18 protein-coding genes and 1 pseudogene are annotated in these 20890 nt (G+C 70.7%); 5 read left to right on the top strand and 14 right to left on the bottom strand.

Features of this window, described 5'->3' with window-relative positions:
• Positions 1–12 precede the first annotated feature (12 nt).
• The 4 genes from ACYVHU_RS05985 to ACYVHU_RS05970 all read right to left on the bottom strand — a co-directional run bounded on the left by ACYVHU_RS05985 (position 13) and on the right by ACYVHU_RS05970 (position 3254).
• Positions 13–321: a PqqD family peptide modification chaperone gene (locus ACYVHU_RS05985; RefSeq protein WP_498947756.1), complete on the bottom strand. Its 309-nt coding sequence runs from the start codon at positions 319–321 to the stop codon at positions 13–15.
• Positions 318–1898, bottom strand: a complete 1581-nt coding sequence (locus ACYVHU_RS05980) for an asparagine synthase-related protein (RefSeq protein ID WP_498947755.1) — start codon at positions 1896–1898, stop codon at positions 318–320. The genes ACYVHU_RS05985 and ACYVHU_RS05980 overlap by 4 nt, the downstream gene beginning before the upstream one ends.
• A gap of 161 nt (positions 1899–2059) precedes the next feature.
• The gene (locus ACYVHU_RS05975; RefSeq protein ID WP_498947754.1) at positions 2060–3061 is read right to left on the bottom strand and encodes a radical SAM protein; all 1002 of its coding nucleotides are present in this window, start codon (positions 3059–3061) and stop codon (positions 2060–2062) included.
• A gap of 64 nt (positions 3062–3125) precedes the next feature.
• Positions 3126–3254, bottom strand: coding sequence for a hypothetical protein (locus tag ACYVHU_RS05970; protein WP_498947753.1), 129 nt, complete (start codon positions 3252–3254; stop codon positions 3126–3128).
• A gap of 265 nt (positions 3255–3519) precedes the next feature.
• Between ACYVHU_RS05970 and ACYVHU_RS05965 the strand changes: the two are divergent.
• Positions 3520–4322 (top strand): annotated as a pseudogene (locus ACYVHU_RS05965) (IS5 family transposase).
• Position 4323: 1 nt separating this feature from the next.
• A complete protein-coding gene (locus ACYVHU_RS05960) occupies positions 4324–4491 on the top strand; it encodes a hypothetical protein (RefSeq protein ID WP_498947751.1) in 168 nt (55 codons plus the stop codon).
• Positions 4492–4692: 201 nt separating this feature from the next.
• Here ACYVHU_RS05960 and ACYVHU_RS05955 read toward each other — a convergent pair whose 3' ends face one another.
• The 7 genes from ACYVHU_RS05955 to ACYVHU_RS05925 all read right to left on the bottom strand — a co-directional run bounded on the left by ACYVHU_RS05955 (position 4693) and on the right by ACYVHU_RS05925 (position 12959).
• Positions 4693–6342, bottom strand: coding sequence for an AMP-binding protein (locus ACYVHU_RS05955; protein ID WP_432938276.1), 1650 nt, complete (start codon positions 6340–6342; stop codon positions 4693–4695).
• A gap of 165 nt (positions 6343–6507) precedes the next feature.
• The gene (locus ACYVHU_RS05950; RefSeq protein ID WP_432938273.1) at positions 6508–7962 is read right to left on the bottom strand and encodes an amino acid permease; all 1455 of its coding nucleotides are present in this window, start codon (positions 7960–7962) and stop codon (positions 6508–6510) included.
• Positions 7963–8327: 365 nt separating this feature from the next.
• Positions 8328–9092, bottom strand: coding sequence for a crotonase/enoyl-CoA hydratase family protein (locus ACYVHU_RS05945; RefSeq protein WP_078764175.1), 765 nt, complete (start codon positions 9090–9092; stop codon positions 8328–8330).
• Positions 9093–9102: 10 nt separating this feature from the next.
• Positions 9103–9876: an SDR family NAD(P)-dependent oxidoreductase gene (locus tag ACYVHU_RS05940; protein ID WP_078764174.1), complete on the bottom strand. Its 774-nt coding sequence runs from the start codon at positions 9874–9876 to the stop codon at positions 9103–9105.
• A 130-nt stretch (positions 9877–10006) separates the two neighbouring features.
• The gene (locus tag ACYVHU_RS05935) at positions 10007–10816 is read right to left on the bottom strand and encodes an ATP-binding cassette domain-containing protein (RefSeq protein ID WP_078764173.1); all 810 of its coding nucleotides are present in this window, start codon (positions 10814–10816) and stop codon (positions 10007–10009) included.
• Positions 10813–11964, bottom strand: coding sequence for an ABC transporter permease (locus ACYVHU_RS05930; RefSeq protein ID WP_078764172.1), 1152 nt, complete (start codon positions 11962–11964; stop codon positions 10813–10815). The genes ACYVHU_RS05935 and ACYVHU_RS05930 overlap by 4 nt, the downstream gene beginning before the upstream one ends.
• Positions 11964–12959 (bottom strand): substrate-binding domain-containing protein, encoded by a 996-nt coding sequence (locus ACYVHU_RS05925; RefSeq protein WP_498947749.1) that lies wholly within the window; start codon positions 12957–12959, stop codon positions 11964–11966. The genes ACYVHU_RS05930 and ACYVHU_RS05925 overlap by 1 nt, the downstream gene beginning before the upstream one ends.
• A 638-nt stretch (positions 12960–13597) precedes the next feature.
• Between ACYVHU_RS05925 and ACYVHU_RS05920 the strand changes: the two genes are divergently transcribed.
• Positions 13598–14155: a globin domain-containing protein gene (locus ACYVHU_RS05920; protein ID WP_078764171.1), complete on the top strand. Its 558-nt coding sequence runs from the start codon at positions 13598–13600 to the stop codon at positions 14153–14155.
• A 20-nt stretch (positions 14156–14175) separates the two neighbouring features.
• On the opposite strand, the gene ACYVHU_RS05915 is transcribed toward ACYVHU_RS05920, so the two are convergent.
• The 3 genes from ACYVHU_RS05915 to ACYVHU_RS05905 form a co-directional block, all read right to left on the bottom strand.
• Positions 14176–15228 (bottom strand): ROK family glucokinase, encoded by a 1053-nt coding sequence (locus ACYVHU_RS05915; RefSeq protein WP_078764170.1) that lies wholly within the window; start codon positions 15226–15228, stop codon positions 14176–14178.
• Positions 15229–15261: 33 nt separating this feature from the next.
• Complete coding sequence (locus tag ACYVHU_RS05910; protein WP_078764169.1) at positions 15262–16110, bottom strand: hypothetical protein; 849 nt, start codon at positions 16108–16110, stop codon at positions 15262–15264.
• 218 nt (positions 16111–16328) lie between these two features.
• A complete protein-coding gene (locus ACYVHU_RS05905) occupies positions 16329–17666 on the bottom strand; it encodes a KamA family radical SAM protein (RefSeq protein ID WP_078764183.1) in 1338 nt (445 codons plus the stop codon).
• A gap of 331 nt (positions 17667–17997) precedes the next feature.
• On the opposite strand from ACYVHU_RS05905, the gene plsX reads away from it, so the two are divergent.
• Both plsX and argS read left to right on the top strand, forming a co-directional pair.
• Positions 17998–19092: a phosphate acyltransferase PlsX gene (gene plsX / locus ACYVHU_RS05900; RefSeq protein WP_078764168.1), complete on the top strand. Its 1095-nt coding sequence runs from the start codon at positions 17998–18000 to the stop codon at positions 19090–19092.
• A gap of 61 nt (positions 19093–19153) precedes the next feature.
• Positions 19154–20887, top strand: a complete 1734-nt coding sequence (gene argS / locus ACYVHU_RS05895; RefSeq protein WP_498947742.1) for an arginine--tRNA ligase — start codon at positions 19154–19156, stop codon at positions 20885–20887.
• Positions 20888–20890: the final 3 nt, after the last annotated feature.

Genomic DNA, 20890 nt, shown 5'->3' with positions numbered 1-20890 from the left:
GTCCGCGTTAAGTCAGAGCGTTTCGGCGCTGGACACGTGGGTAGCGGCAGGGAGCTGTTCGCGCAGGAGCCCGTGTTCGCCGACCTTGACCAGTAGATTCGTGATGTCGGTAGCCACTCGACCGCGCTCAGCGTTGTGGGTCGACGCGATCTCGTCGATGACCTCGTTCAGAGTGCGGCTTCCATCGCACAGGGCAAGGATTCGGCCTGCGATCGGGTGGAGGACGAGTGTGGGCCTGTCCATACAGGTCGGCACCAGGATGGCGTGCTCTCCGGTGTCCTGAATGGTGGATTCAGTGAGTTGCGGTCGGAATGCGTTCACGGCAGGTCCCGTTCGTTGTCGAGGAGCCAGATGTGGACGGCGTACATCGCCCACCAAGCAGGTGCATGTCGGCGGTCTCCGGCTATGTACCGTTGCAGGGCGTTTTCGGCCTGTTCCGGGACGAGTACTCCGAGCTCGGCCAAGGGCCCCGTAATGGTCTCGCGGAGTTGCTGGAGGTTGGCGGTGAGCCCGGCGTTGAGGATGTACAGCGCTTCAGCCTTGTCCGGCCGGGCCCGCACGGAGACGGGCAGCGTGTCCGCTACAGCTTGGCGCAGCACATGCTTCTCCAGGCCCTCGTCACGGAACATGTGGGGCGGGAGAGCCCAGGTGAGTTCAGCAAGGTCGGGGTCGAGGAATGGGTAGACGATGGTCATTCCGTTGCGCTGTCCGGTGTCCTCCCACCAGCCGCCGCACTGCGCACGACCGGCTGCACCGGATTCGGCGAACAGCGCGCGGGAATAGGAAGCGGTCATCCCTCCTGGAGGGCCGAGCACGGGATACCCGCTCGTGAACTTGCGGAGGACGTCAGACTTCTCCAGCCATTCCGGGCAGAGCCATGGAGGGATCTCGGCGAGAGCTCGATGCAGGCGGGCGATCGGCGTGTCGTAGGCGCCGTCGAGCAGCGCTTGGATCACGGGGCGGACCTGGTCAGGTTCAGGGAACGTATCCACCTCCTTCCAACCACGAGGATCGCCTTGGGCGATGCGGTCGGCCACGGAGAACACCTGCCCAAGCAGCAACTCGTCACCGCCTTCGCCAGCAACTACGGTGGCCGCACCGCTTGGATGGGCAGAGATGAGGTTGAGCAGCGCCTGGTTTCGCCCCGCGTATGACCAGGCCTCCGGTTCCGGGCCCAGCATGTACGGGCTGGTGATCGGCAGTAGTTCGTCGGCTGGTAGCTCTATCAGTCTGATTCCGGGGAGCTCCGCTACGTCGCGGGCGTACCGCCGTTCGTCGCAGGCGTCCCACTTGGTGTAGGTGAGTCCGAATGCCGTCACCCGCTGTGTATTTCGGGTGGCTGAGTAGACTCCGGCCAGGCTGGAAGAGTCGATGCCCCCGCTGAGTAGGAGCGCATCGGTATTCCCGGAGCAGCGATCTACAGCGGTGAACAACGCGTCGCGAAACAGGGAGATCAGCTCCCTGTCAGTGGCTCCTGTGAGGTCTGGCGTTTCCGGATCTGGAAGCGGGACCAGGGAGGTCTCACCGTGCTCCCATATGAGGGCGTGCCGAGGGGGCAGACGATGGATGCCCTGCCAGGCCGACCCGTAGGGGTCACACATTTGTGGGATGAGGAAGGCGGCCAGTCCAGCCGAGTCCACGCGGGCCGAGGTGAGCGAAACCAGGGGATCTGGCCGGGTGGCGACTGCCAGTCGCTTGCTGGGCTGAGCATAGAACAGGGGCCTGGCAGACAGTCCCCTGTAGACCACGAGCTGGTCCTTGCCTAGCGCAAGAACGGCATGTGCGTCCCCGTTCATGTGCGCCAGCCAGCTCACAGCGTGGGCAGGTTCGGACAGGTCCTTCGGAGTTGGCTCGGGGAGTCTGTCGCGCACCCAGTCCGGAGCGTCGACTGCCAGCACAGTGCCACTCTGGCCCAGGCGTCGAACGGCTGTACCACCGACGATGACCGGCCCCACAGCGTACTCGTCCCATCGGGGTGCGCGGTAGGACAGGGCCTCGCGCATCACGCGCGCGCCCTCAAGGGGTGGCCATGGACCGGCCAGGGCAGCCAGCGCCGTCATTACATCATCTCCCGTCGTTTTGCATTGACCTGCATGTAGCCGGAAGCAGCCAGGAGGAAGAAGCGGTCATCCTCCAGGAGCGCTTCCAGCTCCGTGACGGCGGCCGGATCGTCGGTGATTGCACGGCACAGCGAGCAGAAGGACTCGTCGAGCAGCCGTCCAGCGACACGCGCCTGCGTGGATGGGGACAACCGTTCGTAGGCTGCGCGTGGCCCTTGGGTGTGCAGGAGGTTCAGCAGGGGCGAGGACGCGGCTCGCCTCAAGGCGTCGCCCGTGTGGGCTGCCTCGTTGTTGATCGGCAATCTCAGCGGCGACTCCGGAGCTGCTCCACGAGCAGGGCCGCAGCAGGTGTAGAGGTCCCGTTCAGGTGTGAGGACTGGGCGGACGACTACGCCGCAGGCGTCGCCGGGGACATTCTCGATACGCGGATGGCGCAGGACCGCCAGCTGCCTACCACGCCCGAACGGGAGTACTCCGGAGGCGATGAGTGGAACACGGTGTCGCGCGGTCAACTCCTCGACTTCGCGGTATGCCTCGTCGTCTCCCCGCCCGCAGTACTGAACCTGCAATCGGATCCCCGTGGCAGAGCCGCAGGCCAGGAGCCGGCTCAACGTAGCGATAGACACAAGGCGCTCGTGGGCGTTGTGGAAACCGTCGTAAGAGACCGCGAGTTTGTCCAACCCTGCTTCGGAGAGTTCCGAGAAGACCCGGTCGGTTTCGTCGTCGGTGTTCCTCGCCCAGAAGCCGTTGCTGATCATGGAGGGAACCAGGTTGAGCTCGCGGGTGAGTCGAATGGTCGCCAGGGCAGTCTCACGCCTGAGCCATGGCTCTCCGCCGGTAACGCAAACTCCGTCGATATAGGGAGCGGAGCTCCTAACAGCTGCCTCGATTTCGTCCCAGGTGAGGTCGCCTCGCACGCTCGGGGAAGAGTCGGTGATGCAGTGCGCGCACTCCATGTTGCACGTGTTGGTGACGTGAATTCCTAGCGTGTTATAGCGCATTGGATCGCCTTTCGGAGGCCCGCGAAACACAGTGTCTCGCGGGCCCCGGTGGTCACCTACAGCCTCAGCTGTTCTGGCTGGCGTGGACGTGCGGGGTCAGGTCCGGGGGGACGCTGCCCGCGAGGTCAGCGGAGTCGAGCACAGCCAGGATGACCGGGGTCTCGTAGGGGTACTCCATGTGTTCCTGCATCATCAATCCCTTCTGCGTTCGGTCGATCACCGAGCGCCATCTGACACTAACAACGGAAAGCGCGAAAGGGCAAGGAAAAACTTCCTTGCCCTTTTTCGATTTCTGGCACGCTTGAATTCCGTTTGTCGCGGTGAATATTCATTATTCGATTGCGTTGTTTATCGACTCCTGTTCCTAGTCGGAAGATGCCTCAGGTGTAGAAGTGGTACGTGTGGCGTTAGTGAGTGCTAAGAGCTCATCTCATTTGGGTTCTCGGTAACCTGGCGGCGTGTCGATGGCGGAGCGGTTGGTGCCGGATGAGCTGTGGGAACTGTTCCAACGGGTGGCGCCCAAGACGCCCACCCGCCCACAGGGCGGCGGGCGGCGCAGACACGGCGACCGGCAGGTGCTGGCCGCGATCATCTTCGTGGCCACCAGCGGCTGTACCCGGGCCCAGCTTCCGCCGGTGTTCGGCCCCTCCGGTGCCACCGCGCACCGGCGTTTCACCGAGTGGACCCGGTCCCGGCATCTGGGCCAAGCTCCACCGGCTTGTGTCGGACGAGCTCGGCTCCCGCGGTGAGCTGGACTGGTCGCGGTGCGCGATCGACTCGGTGAACCTGCGAGCCCCCAAAGGGGGGACCTGACAGGCCCAATCCTGTCGATCGAGGCAAGAAAGGATCGAAGACCCACCTGATCACCGATCGGCAGGGTTTGCCGTTGTCCATGGCGATCTCGGGGACCGACACCCATGACAGCCAGGCCCTGCGCCCCCTGGTGGCGGGGATTGCGCCGATCCGCTCCCGCCGCGGCCCGCGCAGGCACCGCCCGGCCAAGCTGCACGGCGACAAGGGCCATGACTACGCCCACCTGCGCCGATGGCTACGCGAGCGCGGGATCGCGCACCGTCTGGCCCACCGGGGTGTGCAGTCCTCGCAGCGGTTGGACAGGCACCGATGGCAGGTGGAGCGGACCATGGCCTGGCTGGCCGAATGCCGTCGCCCGCACCGCCACTACAAGCGCACGGCCAACCACTTCCTGGCCTTCACCGGCATCGCCCGCATGCTGATTTGCTACCGCCGACTCACCAAATGAGATGACCTCTAAGGCCGATCTGCTCGACATCGCGGGCGAATGGGTCGTCCAGGTGCTCCGCGTCAGCGTCAGCACCGATGACGTGCCGATTCACGCCCTGGAAACGATCTGCGCGGCGACCCGGCACGTGTTCCCGATCGGCCAGGTGTCGGGAAGCGACCAGTTCTGACCCCGCAACCGCCGCAGGCCCCGGCAGCCGGGGCCTGCGGCGCACACCCCCGACGGGCGGCTCCCCGCCGCTCACGTCACCTCGTCACGGGGTGTCCCCACAACCGTTGCTCCGTCGCCTTGGGAGCCGCTCCGGACCGCCCCTCGCCCGGCCGGTGAACCGGGGCGCCCCGCCCGCCGCCCTGGCGGGGCGCCACGGCGGTCAGGAGGCGGCCGGACCGGCCGGCGCGTCCCCGAGCCCCAGCAGGGCGACGGAGCGTTCGCGCATCTCCACCTTGCGGACCTTGCCGGTGACGGTCATGGGGAAGTCGTCGACGACGAGCACATAACGCGGGATCTTGTGGTGGGATAGGCGGCCGGCCGCGAAGTCCCGCAGCGCCGCCGCGTCGAGAGGTTGCGCGCCGGCGCGCAGGCGTACCCACGCGCACAGCTCCTCGCCGTACCTGGGGTCGGGGACCCCGACCACCTGGATGTCGGCGATGTCGGGGTGGGCGTGGAAGAACTCCTCGACCTCGCGCGGGTAGATGTTCTCGCCGCCCCGGATCACCATGTCCTTGATCCGGCCGACGATGGTGAGGTAGCCGTCCTCCCGCATGACCGCCAGGTCACCGGTGTGCATCCACCCCGCCTCGTCCACGGCCTCGGCGGTCTTGGCCGGCTCGCGCCAGTACCCGCGCATGACCGAGTAGCCGCGGGTGCACAGCTCCCCGGCCTGTCCGCGCGGCAGGACGCGCCCGTTCGCCGGATCGACGACCTTGACCTCGATGTGCGGGGCGACCCGGCCGATCGTGGAGACGCGGCGCTCCAGGTCGTCGTCGATCCGGGTCTGGGTGGACACCGGCGACGTCTCGGTCATCCCGTAGCAGATGGCCACGTCGCTCATGTGCATCTCGTGGACCACCCGCTTCATCACCTCGACCGGGCACGGCGAACCCGCCATGATCCCGGTGCGCAGGCTCGACAGGTCGTAGGAGGCGAAGTCGGGGTGGTCGAGCTCGGCGATGAACATCGTCGGCACCCCGTACAGGGCGGTGCAGCGTTCGGCCTGGACCGCCGCCAGGGTGGCCGCGGCGTCGAAGACCGGCGCCGGGATCACGATGCACGCCCCGTGCGAGGTGATGCCGAGGTTGGCCATGACCATCCCGAAACAGTGGTAGAAGGGCACCGGCACGCAGAAGCGGTCGTGCTCGGTGGTGCCCAGCAGCTCGGTGACGGAGAACCCGTTGTTGAGGATGTTGTGATGGGTCAGCGTCGCCCCCTTGGGCGTGCCCGTCGTCCCCGAGGTGTACTGGATGTCCACCGGGTCGTCGCAGGACAGCGCCGCCTCGCGGGCGCGCAGCTCGCCGTCGTCGAGGGCGCGGCCCCGGGCGATCAGCTCCGCCCAGTCGGGGGTGCCGATGTGGACGACCTCGCGCAGCTGCGGGCAGTCCGGCCGGACCTCCTCGACCATGCGGCGGTAGTCGCTGGTCTTGAACTCGGTGGCCGAGACGAGCAGCGAGGTCCCCGACTGCCGCAGCGCGTAGGCCAGCTCATGCGTGCGGTAGGCCGGATTGAGGTTGACCAGGATGGCCCCCGCCCGGGCCGCGGCGTACTGCGTGATGACCCACTCGGCGCAGTTGGGCGACCAGATGCCCACCCGGTCGCCGGGCGCGACCCCGGACGCGATCAGGCCCTTGGCCATCTCGTCCACCGCGGCGTCGAAGTGCGCGTAGGTCCAGCGGCGGCCGGTGGCGTACTCGACGAGGGCGTCGCGCTCGCCGAAACGCTCCGCCACGCGCCGCAGGTTCTCCCCGATGGTCTCGCCCAGGAGCGGGAAGTCCGATGTCCCACTGGCGTAGGAAAGACGTTGCATAACGGCCACCTTGTCTGTGAGCCACCTCACGGTCAAGAGGGTGGAGCGCCCAATGCGGCCCGAGACGCGCGGGCCGGCGCGTGGAGGCCCCTTCGACACGGTGGTGGCCCGCCCCGTCCTTCGCCCGACCAGGCACGGCCGCGCGGGTGGAGCGCCCCGCCCCGGTCAGCCCGGTTCCGGCAGCGCCTCCCGTTCACCGGCCGCGACCGCCCGCACCCGGCCGCGCACCACGAACCAGCCGGCGACCAGCCCCGCCGCGATGACGGGCACGCACATGACCGTCGCCCGCCCGGCCTCCTCGTCCAGCCACATCAAGAACAGCACCACCGCGAAGAAGCCCAGCGTGGCCAGCGTCGTCCACGGCGCCGCCGGCAGCCGGTAGACGGGCCGCTCCACCAGGCCCGCGCGCGCCTGACGCCAGAACAGCAGGTGGCACAGCATGATCATGCCCCAGGTGCTGAGGATGCCGATGGCGGCGAAGTTCAGCACGATCTCGAACGCGCGGGCCGGGACCGCGTAGTTCAACCCCACCCCCAGAACACACACCCCCGAGGTCATCAGGATGCCGCCGTAGGGGACCCGGCTGCGGCTCATCACACCGGCGAACCGCGGAGCCGACCCCGCCACCGCCATCGACCGCAGGATCCGGCCGGTGGAGTACAGGCCGGAGTTGAGGCTCGACATCGCCGCGGTGAGGACCACCAGGTTCATGACGTCGCCCGCGGCCGGAACCCCCAGCTCGGTCAGGACCGTCACGAACGGGCTCTCCCCCGCGGTGTAGGCACCGTGCGGGAGCAGCATCGCCAGCAGCAGCACCGATCCGACGTAGAAGACCCCGATCCGCCACATGATCGAGTTGATCGCCCGGGGCATGATCCGTTCGGGTTCGGCCGTCTCGCCCGCGGCGACGCCGACCAGCTCCACCGCGGCGTAGGCGAACACGATGCCCTGCACCACCAGCACCACCGGCAGCAGCCCGTTGGGCAGCAGGCCGTCCGCCACCAGCAGGTGCGGGCCGCTGTCGTGTCCGCCGACGTCGTGACCGGCCACCAGGAGCCCGACACCCACGAGCATGAAGGCGACGAGCGCGGCGACCTTGACGATGGCGAACCAGAACTCCATCTCGCCGAAGATCCGCACCGAGATCATGTTGACGGCGAGCACCACCGCCAGCGCGGCCAACGCCAGCACCCACTGCGGGACGTCACTGAACACCGCCCAGTAGTGCGTGTACATCGCGATCGCGGTGATGTCGGCGACGCCGGTGGTGCCCCAGTTGAGGAAGTACAGCCAGCCGCCGGCATAGGCGCCCTTCTCCCCCATGAACTCCCGGGCGTAGGAGACGAAGGAGCCCGAGGAGGGCCGGTGCAGGATCAGTTCGCCCAGCGCCCGGACGACGAAGAACGCGAACACCCCGCACACCGCGTAGACCAGCGCGAGCACCGGCCCCGCGTCGTGCAGCCGCCCGCCGGCGCCCAGGAACAGGCCCGTCCCGATCGCTCCCCCGATCGCGATCATGTTGATGTGGCGGGCCCTCAGCGACTTGCTGTACCCGGCGTCGCCGGCGTCCGTGGGCGGGACGGGCGTCCCCCCGTCGCGCGGCATCGTCTGTCCACTCATCCGGTTCCTCATCCCTCGTGGGGCACGGAGTGGGAACACGTGGGACCGACGGCGGCCGCTCCGGTGGGTCACCGGCGCTCGGCCATGCCCTGACGGGTGGGGGTCGGCCCGCGGGTGCCGCTTCGCCCGCGGGCTCCGCATCACTGGAGGCGCGGCCGTGGGCGCGCGCTTCCGCGCAGGCCCGCGCGGAAGCGCGGGCCGGACGGGCTCCGGCGGAGCCCACGGTCAGGGTAACCTCCCGGCGCCGCGCTTCCCCGTAACCCGGGCCGTGCGCGACACCGCGGATCGGCCGGCCCGTCCGGCCCCCGGACGCGGCCGGGCGGGGCCGCGTGCGCGGCCCCGCCCGGGAAAGGGGACGGCGAGGGTCACTCGCCCTTCCAGCGGGGCGGGCGCTTCTCGGCGAACGCCGCCGCGCCCTCCATCGCGTCATGGCTGGCGAAGATCGGGCCGATGATGTCGCTCTGGCGCTCCCAGCGCTCGGCGCCGGGCCAGTCGTCGGCCTCGACGATGACCCGCTTGGACGCCGCCAGCGCGAGGGGCGCGTTGGCCGCGATCGCGGCCGCGAGCTCCCGCGCCCCCTCCAGCGCCCCGCCGGAGGGGGTGACCCGGTTGACCAGGCCCAGTTCGGCCATGCGCCCGGCGTCGACGAAGTCGCCGGTCAGGGCGAGCTCCATGGCGATGTTGCGCGGGATGCGGTGGTGCAGGCGCAGCAGGCCCCCGGCGCCGGCCACCAGGCCGCGCTTGACCTCGGGGATGCCGAACCTGGCGTCCTCGGCGGCGACCACGAGGTCGCTGGAGAGCACCACCTCGAACCCTCCGGCCAGCGCGTACCCCTCGACCGCGGCGATCAGCGGCTTGCGGGGCGGACGCTGCACCAGGCCGGCGAAGCCGCGCCCCTCGACGTGGGGCACCTCGCCGCGCATGAACGCCTTGAGGTCCATGCCCGCGCAGAACGTGCCGCCCGCGCCGGTGATGATGCCCACGGACAGGTCACGGCGGGCGTCGAGGTCGTCCAGCGCCTCGGCGACGGCACGGGCGACCGCGGCGTTGACCGCGTTCCTGGCCTGCGGCCGGTTGATGGTGATGACGGCGACGCCGTCCTCGGTCGTGTAGAGAACCTCGTCGGACACGGGAACCTCCCTACTTCGGCTGCATCCGCAGGCCGCCGTCGATGCGGACGACCTCGGCGTTGATGTAGCTGATCTCGAGCAGCGCGCGGACCAGCTTGGCGAACTCCCCGGGGGTGCCCAGGCGCTTGGGGAAGGGGACCGGGGCGGCCAGCCGCTCCTTGAACGCCTCGGCCTCGGGACCCTGGCCGTAGATGGGGGTGTCGAGGATGCCGGGCGCGACCGTGTTGACGCGCACGCCGATGGCGGCGAGGTCGCGGGCGGCGGGGACGGTCATGCCGATGATGCCGCCCTTGGAGGAGGAGTAGGCGATCTGGCCGATCTGTCCTTCGATCCCGGCCAGGGACGCGGTGTTGACGATGGCCCCGCGCTCGCCGTCCTCGTTGACCGGTTCGGTGGCGGCCATGGCCGCGGCCGCCAGGCGGACGAGGTTGAACGTTCCGATCAGGTTGACGTCGATGACCTTCTTGTAGGAGGCCAGGTCGTGGGGGACCCCGTCGCGGTTGACGGTGCGGGTCGCCCAGCCGATGCCGGCGCACGACACCGCGACGCGCAGCGGTCGCCCGGTGGCGACGGCGGCGTCCACCGCGGCCTGGACCTGTTCCTCGTCGGAGACGTCGGTGGCGACGAAGACGCCCGCGACCTCCTCGGCCAGGGCCGCACCGCGCTCGGCGTTGAGGTCGGCGATGACGACGGTGGCCCCCGCCGCGGCGAGTTCCCTGACGGTGGCCTCTCCCAGCCCGCTCGCCCCGCCGGTGACGAGGGCGGCTACTCCATTCAGCTCCATGCGCGGCACTCTACCGACTCCCCCTCCTCCGAGTAGAACGAGGTTCGGTAATTCTTGTGGGCCGCGCTGCCACCCCCTCCCACCTGCCGGAAGGCGGGGCCGGACCACGCGGCCGGCACCCCGGGAGGGGTCAGGAGCGGTCCCGGTCCAACTCGTGGGCCAGCTCGTCGAGCTCCGCGCCGCCGGACATCAGGTGGACCAGCTCCGCGCGGTCCACCTCGCCCCTGGCGAAGTCGCCGAGGCTGCGCCCCCGGTTGAGCAGCAGGAAACGGTCCCCCACCGGGTGGGCGTGGTGCGGATTGTGGGTGATGAACACGACCCCCAGGCCGCGCTCCCGCGCCCCGACGATGTAGCGCAGCACCACCCCGGCCTGCTTCACCCCGAGCGCCGCGGTCGGCTCGTCCAGGATCAGCACGCGCGCGCCGAAGTGGACCGCGCGCGCGATCGCCACGGACTGGCGCTCCCCGCCCGACAGGGTGCCCACCGGCTGGTCCACGTCGCGCAGGTCGATGCCCATGCGCAGCAGCTCCGCCCGCGTGATGGCGCGCATCCGCGCCACGTCGAGCCGGCGCAGCGGCCCGCGCCCCCGGGTGAGCTCGGAGCCCAGGAAGAAGTTCCGCCAGATCGGCATCAGCGGCACCATCGCGAGGTCCTGGTGGACCGTTGCGATGCCGCGCTCCAGCGCGGCCCGCGGCCCGTCGAACACGACCGGCTCGCCGTCCACGACGAGCTCGCCGTGGTCGTGGCGGTGCACGCCGGACAGGACCTTGATGAACGTCGACTTGCCGGCGCCGTTGTCGCCGAGCACGCACGTCACCTCGCCGGCCCGCACCGTCGTCGAGACGTCGGCCAGGGCGGTGACGTTGCCGTAGTCCTTTCCGATACGGCGGGCCTCGATGATCACCTCGCCGCCGCGCGGGGCGCCGTCCACGCCGCTCACCGCCGCACCTCGCCTTCCGGGTCGAGGGCCGCCCCGCCGGGAGACCCGCCGGCGGCCGCAACGTGCGGGCTGGTCCGCGCGGTCCGCGCCGCGCCGGCGGTGTGCGCCCGGCGCCGCACCGAGGTGTTGACCGCCACCGCGGCCAGCAGCATCACCCCCAGGAACGCCTTGAGCCAGTTGTTGTCCCAACCGGCGAACACGATGCCCTGGTAGGTCATGCCGTAGATGAGCGCGCCCAGCGCGCCCCCGATCGCCGACCCGAACCCGCCGGTCAGCAGACAGCCGCCGACGACGGCGCAGATGATGTAGACGAACTCCACGCCCACGCCGGTGGACGCCTGGACCGTGGTGGTACGGAACAGCGACAGCATGCCCACGAGCCAGCCCGCGAACGCCGTCAACGCGAACAGGCCGACCTTGGTCCGCAGGACCGGGACGCCGCTGTGCCGGGCGCTGCGCGCCTCCCCGCCCGCGGCGAAGATCCAATTGCCCGCGCGGGTGCGCAACAGCACCCAGGTGCAGGCCGCGGTGAACAGCGCCCACCACAGGATCGACACCTGGAAGGTGGCCGGCCCCAGGCGCATGCTCGACCCGAACAGCCAGCGGGCGTCCCAGAACCCGGCGGCGCCGGTCATGCCCTGCACCGCCACCTGGCCGGTGACGGCCTTGGTCAGGGCCAGGTTGAGCCCCTGGAGGACGAAGAAGGTGCCGAGCGTGACGATGAAGCTCGGCAGCCCGGTGCGCACCACCAGCAGGCCGTTGACCAGGCCGACCGCCAGCGCCGCGACCAGGGACACCACGACCGCGACCCAGACGTTGACGCCGGCGTGGGTCGCGAGCACCCCGGTGAGCAGCCCGGTGGAGCCGACCATGACACCGGTCGACAGGTCGAACTCGCCGCCGATCATCAGCATGGACACCGCGACCGCCATGATCCCGAACAGCGCCGCCGACTCCAGCCAGGTGGCGACCCCCTGCGGTGTCAGGAAGGTGTCGGTGACCAGGGAGAAGAAGACGAAGACGGCCACCGCCGCGGCCAGCGCGCCCACCTCGGGACGGCGCAGCAGGCGGACCCGCAGCGAGGCCCGCGGAACCGTCGGGCGCCGCGCGCCGGGAAGGGGCTCGGCCGCGCCCGTGCTCGTACCCATCACCGGGTCCCCCGTTCCGTGAAGGCGCTGACCTGATCGACGTTGTCCTTGGTGACCAGCGCCGGCCCCGAGTACACCGGCTCCCCCGCGCCGACCTCGTTGCCGTTGCGCGCCTTGAGGGCGAGCAGGGTCACCGGAAGGTAGCCCTGGACGTAGGGCTGCTGGTCCACGGCGAACAGCAGGTCGCCGGAGGCGATGGCGTCGGTGATGTCGGTGGAGACGTCGAAGGTGCCGATCCCCACGTCGCTCCCGGCGTCGTCGGCCGCGCCGACGGCGGCGACCGCGACGGCCTGGTTGAGCGCGAGGACGCCGTCCACCTCGTCGTCCGACATCAGCTTGTTGCGGATGGTGCTGCGGGCGTCGGCCGTGTTGGAGATGTCCACCTGGAGGTTCTCCACCTCGCCGGGGAAGGCGTCGCGCGCCCCGCCGCACCGCTCCTCCAGGCCGACGTTGCCGGCCTCGTGGATGACGCAGACGAGTTTGGTGGCCCCGGCGTCGGCGAACGCCTCGCCGGCCGCCGCGCCGGCCATCCGTTCGCTCTGCCCGACGTGGGTGATCGCGCCGTAGTCGGCGGACTCCTCCAGGCCGGAGTTGATGGTGATGACGGGGATGCCCGCCGCGACCGCGCGTTCGACCCCGGCCTTGACCCCTTCGGGGTTGGCCATGGAGACGATGAGGCCGTCCACCCCCCGGGCGACCGCGTTGTCGATGAGCTGGGTCTGCTGGACGGGATCGGGGTCGCCCGCGTACTCGACGGCGACGTCGAGTTCCGTCCCCGCCTGCTCCGCGCCGCTCTTGACCACCTCCCAGAAGGCGTCACCGGGTTTGGCGTGGCTGACGACCGCCATGGTCAACGGGCCGTCGGCGAGTTCCGCCGGCACCGGTGCCGCGGCCCCCGTCCCGGCGGGCATCTCCCCGTTGGTGCATCCGGCGAGCAGCAGCCCGCAGGCCGCCAGGATCGCCCATGGCCGCCGTTTCCGGCCTGACCTCATCATCACCTCCGAAGCTTTCCGTCCCCGTCGCGCGTCCTGGACCACCTCGTTCGTTTCCCGAACGCTTCGGAGCGGACCAGTCGATTTTCTTCGCATTCCACGCAAAACAGCAAAACAACGGCCAGATCCCCCAGCCACCAGGGTCCTCGCCCCTGGCGCGGGACACCGAAACAGGCCCTGTCGCCTACGTCACACCCACCGTCGGGGACGCCCCTCGACCGAGGTCACGGGCGACGCCCCACCGCCGTCCGCCCCCACCAGAGGGCGCCGTCACGGCAGGTGGGGACACGGTTACCGCACGCTCCGGTACGATTCCGGAGGATCGCCCACCGATTTCCCCCTTCCGAAGACATCGTTCTGTTGGGATCTCAGCTTTGGAAACGTCGGATTATCCGCGCACTGTCTCCGAATGCGTATCGCTATCGCGAATAATGCAGTGATAATCTCCGGAGCCACGGTGTCCGTGCTCTCCACCGGTCGACATCGGACGGGACCGGCGGCAGGCGCCTTCCCGACGGCACCGTCCCGCCCGCGGCGACCCGGTGGGCCAACGCGCTGCACGCCCCATGGGCGTTGCCCGGCCACCGGGATCGGCCTTCCGAAGCGCGATCGAACCGCCGTCAACGCACCCGGAGCCAGCGATGCAACCTCGCCCCATCTCCTCAGTCCCCCTGCCTGACGCCAAGGCCATCGACGACGTCAGACTCTCCTGCGCGGACCTGCCCGAGGATTCGGTGGAGCTCGCCGAGCGCTTCTACGACCACCTGTTCGAGCTGGTTCCCGAGATCCGGTCGATGTTCTCCAAGGACATGGGGCCCCAGCACCTCAGGATGAGCCGGGCCCTGCTCGGCGTCATCCGCCACCTGGACCAGCCCGAGGAGGTCCAGGAGGAGCTGCGCCGGCTGGGCGCCCGCCACCACACCGCGCTCGGCGTCAAGCCCGAGCACTACCCCTACGTCGGCCGCGCCATGGTCCGCGCGGTCAGCGAGCTGTCGCCCACCTGGTCGTCGCGGATGAGCTCGTCGTGGGTCACGGTCTATGAGTGGATCGCGGCCAGCATGATGTCGGGCGCCGAGACCGCCCAGACCCGTGGCGACGAAAGCGCCCCCGCGCGGGCCGCGCGGCCCCTGCCCCCGCGCTACAAAGGACCCGAAGAGCGGCGCGAATCCGTTCCCGCGGGCCAGCTCCCCCTACGCTGAGGGACGGCCCGCGGTCCCGCTCAGAAAGCGCGGCGGGACTCCCGGGAGCGGGACAGCCGGCGCTGACGGCGCCCCTGGCGCCAGCGTGGTAGCGCGTCGCGGGCGAGGTCCGCGGCGCCGATCAGGCCCGCCTCGTTGCCCAGCGCGGCGGCGACGATCTCGGCCTCGGGCCGGTAGCCCCGCCCGGTCAGGGTGCGGCGGAACGCCTTGCGGGCCGGCTCCAGCAGCAGGTCGCCGGCCTCGGAGACACCCCCGCCGATGATGAACAGCTCGGGGTCGAAGGCCGCCGCCAGGTTCGCCAGGCCGATCCCCAGCCACGTCCCGGCGTCCTCCAGCAGCTCGGCGCAGGCCCGGTCGCCCTTCTGGGCGAGCTCGGTCACCAAGGGGCCGGTGATGAGCGCGGGGTCGCCGCCGACGGCTTGGGCCAGGCCGCGCGCGACCGGGGACTCCGCCTGGGTGAGCTCGCGCGCCTCACGGGTGAGCGCGTTGCCGCTGGCGTACTGCTCCCAGCAGCCGCGGTTGCCGCACTCGCACCGGTGGCCGTCGGGCACGATCGTCATGTGCCCGAACTCACCGCCCAGCCCGTGCCGGCCGCGGCGCAGGACCCCGCCGATCACCACGGCCCCGCCGATACCGGTCCCGAGGTTGACGACGATGACGTCGTCGGCGTTACGTCCGGCGCCGGCGCACATCTCGGCCCAGGCCGCCGCGTTGGCGTCGTTCTCCACGACCACCGGCAGGTCCAGGCGGGCCTTGAGGGCGTCGCGTAGCGGCTCATTGCGCCAGGCGAGGTGCGGGGCGAACAGTACGGTGGCCCGCTGGTCGTCGACGAAGCCGGCCGCGCCGACCCCGACCGCGCCCACCGTGTAGTCGCGCCGCAGTTCCTCGACGACCCCGGCGATCGTGTCCTCGACGACCTTCGGGCTCTTGCTCTTGTGCGGCGTCTCCGTGCGCACCCGGGCCAGCACACGCCCGGCCGGCGTGACGACACCCGCCGCCACCTTCGTGCCGCCGATGTCGACGCCGATCGTGAGCCCGCGCTGGTGCGGGCCAGCCCCCTTGGTAAAAGCCATAGCCCACGACACCTTATTGGACCTGCGGCGACCTCACGGCCGAGGCCCGCGCGTGGCGGGCGCCACCGGGACCGGTTCGGCGGGTCGGACCCCGGGGTCGATGGGCCCCAGCCCCGGGGGCGGGTCCAAGACGAGGTCGTGGCGGCCGGCGATGAGCTCTTGGAACCGGATCTTGGCCTGGATCAGCGGGCGGCGCAGACGCTGGTCACGGCGGACCGCCGCCTGATGGCGGCGTGAGCCCTCGGGGTAGCGCCAGCGCGCCCACGGGGAGCCGGGAACGGCCAGCCGCAGCGCGGCCACGATCGAGATGGCGGGGACGAAAACCCCGGCGATCCCTGTCCAGATCTTGCCTTTGAGGAGGCTCACGACGGAGCCCGCGAGGTTGACCAACGCGAGCAGGACCAGGCCCAGGCGCACCGCCTCGCCCCCGGCGCCGGCGGCACTGAGCTCGCTCCAGCCGAACGGGCGGATCCCCGTGAGCAGCAGGCCGGTGAGGGCGATGGCCACGAACACCGCGTCGACCGAGGTGCGGCCCTGCTCGGTCCAGTAGACGTCGCGCAGGTGCAGGATGAGCGCGAACTCGTCCAGCACGAGCGCCGCGCCGAACCCGAAGAGGGCGGCGGCCACCGCGATGGGAATCCCCTCGCGGTCGGTGATGAGCAGCCCGGCGACCCCGCCGAGCAGCATGAACGCCACGCCGAACACGACGTGGTGGATGTGCAGGCCGCCGGGGGTGACGTTGCCCGGCCACCAGCGCACCTCGGCGCGGATCAACCGGACGCTGACGCGGATCAGCAGGAATCCCGCGACGAAGGCGATGAAGAAGCTGAACAACGGCAACCGGCCGGTGGCGATCACGTGGTCGGTGAACCAGTCAGCCATGCGCGCGCCCTCCCGCCCGGAACCGGCCGGCGTGTCGGCCGATCCGTGAGTGTGGCTCCATGCCCGGAACCAACGCCTCGTACCCGCCCGATTATGCCGCCGCCCGCGCCCCTCGATCCGGGTTTCGGTCACAAAAGGTAGCGATTTACGGCTTAACGAGCGGGTGTGGAAAAGCCCACAGAGGGCGGCCCCGCCCGACGCGACGCCGCCCCGCCCGGCTACTCCCGCGCGGCCGTGGCACCGGCCCCGGCCGGCCCCTCCTGGAAGGGGAAGCGGGTGGCGCCCAGCGCCGGTTCCAGGTCGGACAGCCAGACCGCCTTCTCGTCGTACTTGGCGAAGAAGGGACGGCCGACCAGTTCGGGATCGCGCGCCTGGATGAAGTGCAGCACGAACACCTTCTCCCCGGCGATCTCGGCGACGCCGTCCACGCAGACCTTCCCCGGGGTGGCCGACATGGAGGGTCCCCGGACCGTGCGGGCCAGGCCCGAGACCTCGGCGTAGGCGTCCCGGAAGATCGGGTAAGCCTGGGCCAGCGGCACCGCGAAGTAGTCCTGTGGCCCGGTGTCGCGCTCGACGAACATGTAGTAGGGCACCATCCCGTGCCGGACGTGGGTGCGCCACATGTCCGCCCAGATCGCGGAGTCGTCGTTGATCGTGCGGATCAGCGGCGCCTGGGTGCGGATCACCGCGCCGGTGTCGCGGATGCGGCGGACCGCCTCCTGGACGAGCGCGGGGGCCATCTCGTTGGGGTGGGAGAAGTGCGCCATGAAGGCGAGGTTCTTCCCCGCGTCGACGACCCGTTCGAACAGCCGCAGCGTGTCGTCGGCGTCGGGGTCGGTGAGGAACCGCTGCGGCCAGTAGGCCAGCGACTTGGTGCCGATGCGGATCGACTCCAGGGTCGGAACCGCGAGCAGCGGCTCGATGTAGCGGGAGATGACGCCCTCACCCATGATCATGGGGTCGCCGCCGGTCAGCAGGACGCTGGTGACCTCGGGGTGGCGGTGCAGGTAGGCGACGAGCCGGTCGATGTCGTCGGTGGCCATCTTGAGGTCGGGCTCGCCGACGAACTGCGCCCACCGGAAGCAGTAGGTGCAGTAGGCGTGACAGGTCTGCCCCTGCTTGGGGAAGAACAGCACCGTCTCGTGGTACTTGTGCTGCACCCCCGACATCGGCTCCTCGGCGCCGAGCTTGGGAATGTTGAGGAGCATCTGGCCGGCGGGGTGGGGGTTGAGGCGGGCGCGGATCTCGTTGGCGACCCGGTCGACCTCCTTGCGCGGCGCGTCCCCGCGCAGCAGGTCGGCGATCCGCGCGACGTCCTCGTGCGGGAGCATGTCCGGCTGGGGGAAGGTCAGCCGGTAGATCGGGTCGTCGGGAGCCGAGTCCCAGTCGATCAGCTCGTCGATGACGTAGGCGTTGACCCGGAAGGGCAACACACTGGCCACGGCGCGGACCGCGAGACGTTCGTCGGGGGCGAGTCCGGCGCGCGCCGTCAACTCGTCCAGGTGCTTCGCGGTGTAGGCACGAAACCGACGTCCGGCGGACGGGGGTACTGCCACGTCGTGCGTCAAGCTCACGTGTCTCCTCTCTGCGGCCGCGCGGTCGCCGCCGATTGGGGGGCGGCGCGCGGCCGGCGGCGGTCCCAGGACGGACGTCCGTAGGCCGCCGCGTTGTTGGCGGTGTGATCGGACCTGGCAGGGACGGGGGAGACGCCAGGTCCGGGCGACGGATATACCCGTTCTTTCGCTTTCCTCACTCTTTTTCCGTTCTCTCGATCCCGATCCACCCGACCGCCCCGCCCGGACCGGACCACTCCGCTTCGGGCATAACCTGGCGCCCGGCAGGGGCACGCAGGTGCGTCCCTCCACCGCACGACAGGAGCCCACCCCCATGACCAGCCAATCTCCCGCCGGAAGGCCCTCCGGTGACGAGCCCGCTGCCCCACCCGTCATCGCGGTGGACGCCATGGGAGGCGACCACGCCCCGCGCGAGATCGTCGCCGGAGCCGTCGAAGCCTCCCGCGAACACGGGCTACGGGTGATCCTGGTCGGGCGCACCCCCGAACTGCTCGCGCTGCTGTCCGAACAGGACGCCGCCCGCGAGATCCCGATCGTGCACGCCGAGGACACCCTCGCGATGCACGAGGGCGCGCTGGCGAGCTGGCGGCGCCCGCGCTCCAGCGTCGCGGTCGCCTGCAAGCTGATCCGCCAGGGCGACGCCGACGCGCTGGTGTCGGCCGGCTCCACCGGCGGCGTCGTCGCCACCTCGACGGTGCGGCTGCGCACCCAGCCCGGGGTGCTGCGGCCGGCCCTGGCGGTCGTCCTGCCCACCCTGCCCACCCCCACGATCCTGGTCGACGCCGGCGCCAACGCCGACGCCAAGCCCGAGATGCTGGTCCAGTTCGCCCACCTCGGCGTCGCCTACGCGCAGACCGCGCACGGCATCGCCGAGCCGCGGGTCGGCCTGCTCACCATCGGCACCGAGCCGGGCAAGGGCAACCGGCTCACCCGCAAGGCCGCCGAGCTGCTCGCCGCCGCGGCCGGCCCCGGCGGCCTGGACTACCGCGGCAACATCGAGGGACACGACCTGCTCGCCGGCCGGGTCGACGTGGTCGTCGCCGACGGGTTCACCGGCAACGTCGCGCTGAAGTCCGTGGAGGGGGCGGTGCGGTTCGCCTTCGACGAGATCCGCGGCGCGCTCACCTCCGGCACGCTGGCCCGGGCCGGGGCGCTGCTCCAGCGCAGGGCGCTGCGCGGGCTCCGCGACCGCATGGACAGCGAGAGCTACGGCGGCGCGGTGCTGCTCGGGCTCAACGGGACCGTCGTCATCGCCCACGGCGACAGCCACGCGCGCGGCGTCGCGCAGGCCTGCCGGCTCGCCCACGACCTCGTCGCCGGCCGGATCGTCGACCAGGTGCGCCGCCGCCTGGGTCCGGCCGGACGCGCCCCGGCCTGGCTGCACCGGCGCGGCCAGCCCGAGGAGTGAGCCCCCTCCCGCGTTCGCGCAGGCAGACGGCGCTGGTCGGCGAGGTCGGTAGGCTTTCGACATGGCCGACCCGCAAGAAGTCCTCTCGCACCGGGTCCAGTCCGCGCTCGGCGCCGCCTTCGGCCCCGAGTACGCCGAGACCGACCCCGTCATCCGCCCGTCCCAGTTCGCCGATTTCCAGGCCAACGCCGCGCTCGCGCTGGCCAAGAGGCTCGGCCGCAAGCCGCGCGACGTCGCCGCCGAGATCGTCGAGCGCCTGGACGTCGATGACGTCGTCCGAGAGGTCGAGATCAGCGGCCCCGGCTTCATCAACCTGACGCTGCGCGACGAGTGGATCGCCGCGCAGGCCCAGCAGATCCTCGCCGACCCGCGCGCCGGCGTGGCCGTGCAGGAGGCGCAGAACATCCCGATCGACTACTCCGCGCCCAACGTGGCCAAGGAGATGCACGTCGGCCACCTGCGCACGACCGTGGTGGGCGACGCGCTGGCGCGGACGCTGGAGTTCCTCGGGCACAACGTCATCCGGCAGAACCACATCGGCGACTGGGGCACCCCGTTCGGCATGCTCATCGAGCACCTGCTGGACGTCGGCGAGCACTCGGAGCAGGCCGACCTGCTCAAGAGCGACCCCAACGCCTTCTACCAGGGCGCCCGGGCGAAGTTCGACGGCGATGAGGAGTTCGCCACCCGCGCCCGCCGGCGCGTGGTCGCCCTCCAGGGCGGCGACGCCGAGACGCTGCGGCTGTGGGGCGAGCTGATCGAGCTGTCCAAGTCCTACTTCAACAAGATCTACCGCAAGCTCGACGTCACCCTCACCGACGCCGACCTGGCCGGCGAGAGCTCCTACAACGACGCGCTCGAAGGCATCTGCCGCGAGCTGGAGGACAAGGGCATCGCCGAGGTCAGCGAGGGCGCGCTGTGCGTGTTCCTCGACGGCTTCACCGGGCGCGAGGGCAAGCCGGTCCCGCTCATCATCCGCAAGAGCGACGGCGGCTACGGCTACGGCACCACCGACCTCGCCACCATCAAGTACCGGGCCGAGGTCCTCAAGGCCGACCGCATCCTCTACGTGATCGGCGCGCCCCAGCACCTGCACCTGGAGATGGTCTACGGCACCGCGCGCAAGGCGGGGTGGCTGGACGGCGGGACGACCCCGATCCACGTGCAGATCGGCAACGTGCTCGGCTCCGACGGCAAGATCCTGCGCACCCGCAGCGGCGCCCCGATCCGCCTGATGGCGCTGCTGGACGAGGCGATCGAACGCGCCGGCCGGGTCGTCGCCGAGAACCGGCCCGACCTGGACGAGGCCACCCGCGCCGAGATCGCCCGCGAGGTGGGCGTGGGCGCGGTGAAGTACGCCGACCTGTCGGTGTCGCACGACAACGAGTACGTGTTCGACTTCGACCGCATGCTCGCGCTCAACGGCAACACCGGCCCCTACCTCCAGTACGCGACCGCGCGCATCCGCTCGATCTTCCGCAAGGGCGGGCTGACGCCGGAGGAGGCCACCGGCCCGATCCGCATCGCCGAGCCGGCCGAGCGCGCCCTCGCGTTGACGCTGCTGGGCTTCGGCCCGGTCGTGGAACAGGTCGGCGACTCCCTGGAGCCGCACCGGCTGTGCGCCTACCTGTTCGACCTGGCGCAGACGTTCACCTCGTTCTACGAGCACTGCCCGGTGCTCAAGGCCGAGGACGCCGACGTGCGCGCCTCGCGGCTCGCGCTGACCGCGGCAACCCTGCGCACGCTGGTGCTCGGCCTGTCGCTGCTGGGTGTCAGCGCCCCGGAGCAGATGTAGCCC

The organism is Marinactinospora endophytica, assembly GCF_054780875.1.
Note: the sequence above shows the minus strand (reverse complement) of the source record. Positions and strands in the feature narration are given on the sequence as shown.

What these genes read in the sequence shown, in the direction of transcription:
- argS (WP_498947742.1), top strand. Translation starts at nt 19,154, where the DNA reads ATGGCCGACCCGCAAGAAGTCCTCTCGCACCGGGTCCAGTCCGCGCTC.
- ACYVHU_RS05955 (WP_432938276.1), bottom strand. Translation starts at nt 6,342, where the DNA reads ATGCAACGTCTTTCCTACGCCAGTGGGACATCGGACTTCCCGCTCCTG.
- ACYVHU_RS05930 (WP_078764172.1), bottom strand. Translation starts at nt 11,964, where the DNA reads ATGGGTACGAGCACGGGCGCGGCCGAGCCCCTTCCCGGCGCGCGGCGC.
- ACYVHU_RS05925 (WP_498947749.1), bottom strand. Translation starts at nt 12,959, where the DNA reads ATGATGAGGTCAGGCCGGAAACGGCGGCCATGGGCGATCCTGGCGGCC.
- ACYVHU_RS05940 (WP_078764174.1), bottom strand. Translation starts at nt 9,876, where the DNA reads ATGGAGCTGAATGGAGTAGCCGCCCTCGTCACCGGCGGGGCGAGCGGG.
- ACYVHU_RS05960 (WP_498947751.1), top strand. Translation starts at nt 4,324, where the DNA reads ATGACCTCTAAGGCCGATCTGCTCGACATCGCGGGCGAATGGGTCGTC.
- ACYVHU_RS05910 (WP_078764169.1), bottom strand. Translation starts at nt 16,110, where the DNA reads ATGGCTGACTGGTTCACCGACCACGTGATCGCCACCGGCCGGTTGCCG.
- ACYVHU_RS05950 (WP_432938273.1), bottom strand. Translation starts at nt 7,962, where the DNA reads ATGAGTGGACAGACGATGCCGCGCGACGGGGGGACGCCCGTCCCGCCC.
- ACYVHU_RS05920 (WP_078764171.1), top strand. Translation starts at nt 13,598, where the DNA reads ATGCAACCTCGCCCCATCTCCTCAGTCCCCCTGCCTGACGCCAAGGCC.
- ACYVHU_RS05970 (WP_498947753.1), bottom strand. Translation starts at nt 3,254, where the DNA reads ATGATGCAGGAACACATGGAGTACCCCTACGAGACCCCGGTCATCCTG.
- ACYVHU_RS05975 (WP_498947754.1), bottom strand. Translation starts at nt 3,061, where the DNA reads ATGCGCTATAACACGCTAGGAATTCACGTCACCAACACGTGCAACATG.
- ACYVHU_RS05915 (WP_078764170.1), bottom strand. Translation starts at nt 15,228, where the DNA reads ATGGCTTTTACCAAGGGGGCTGGCCCGCACCAGCGCGGGCTCACGATC.
- plsX (WP_078764168.1), top strand. Translation starts at nt 17,998, where the DNA reads ATGACCAGCCAATCTCCCGCCGGAAGGCCCTCCGGTGACGAGCCCGCT.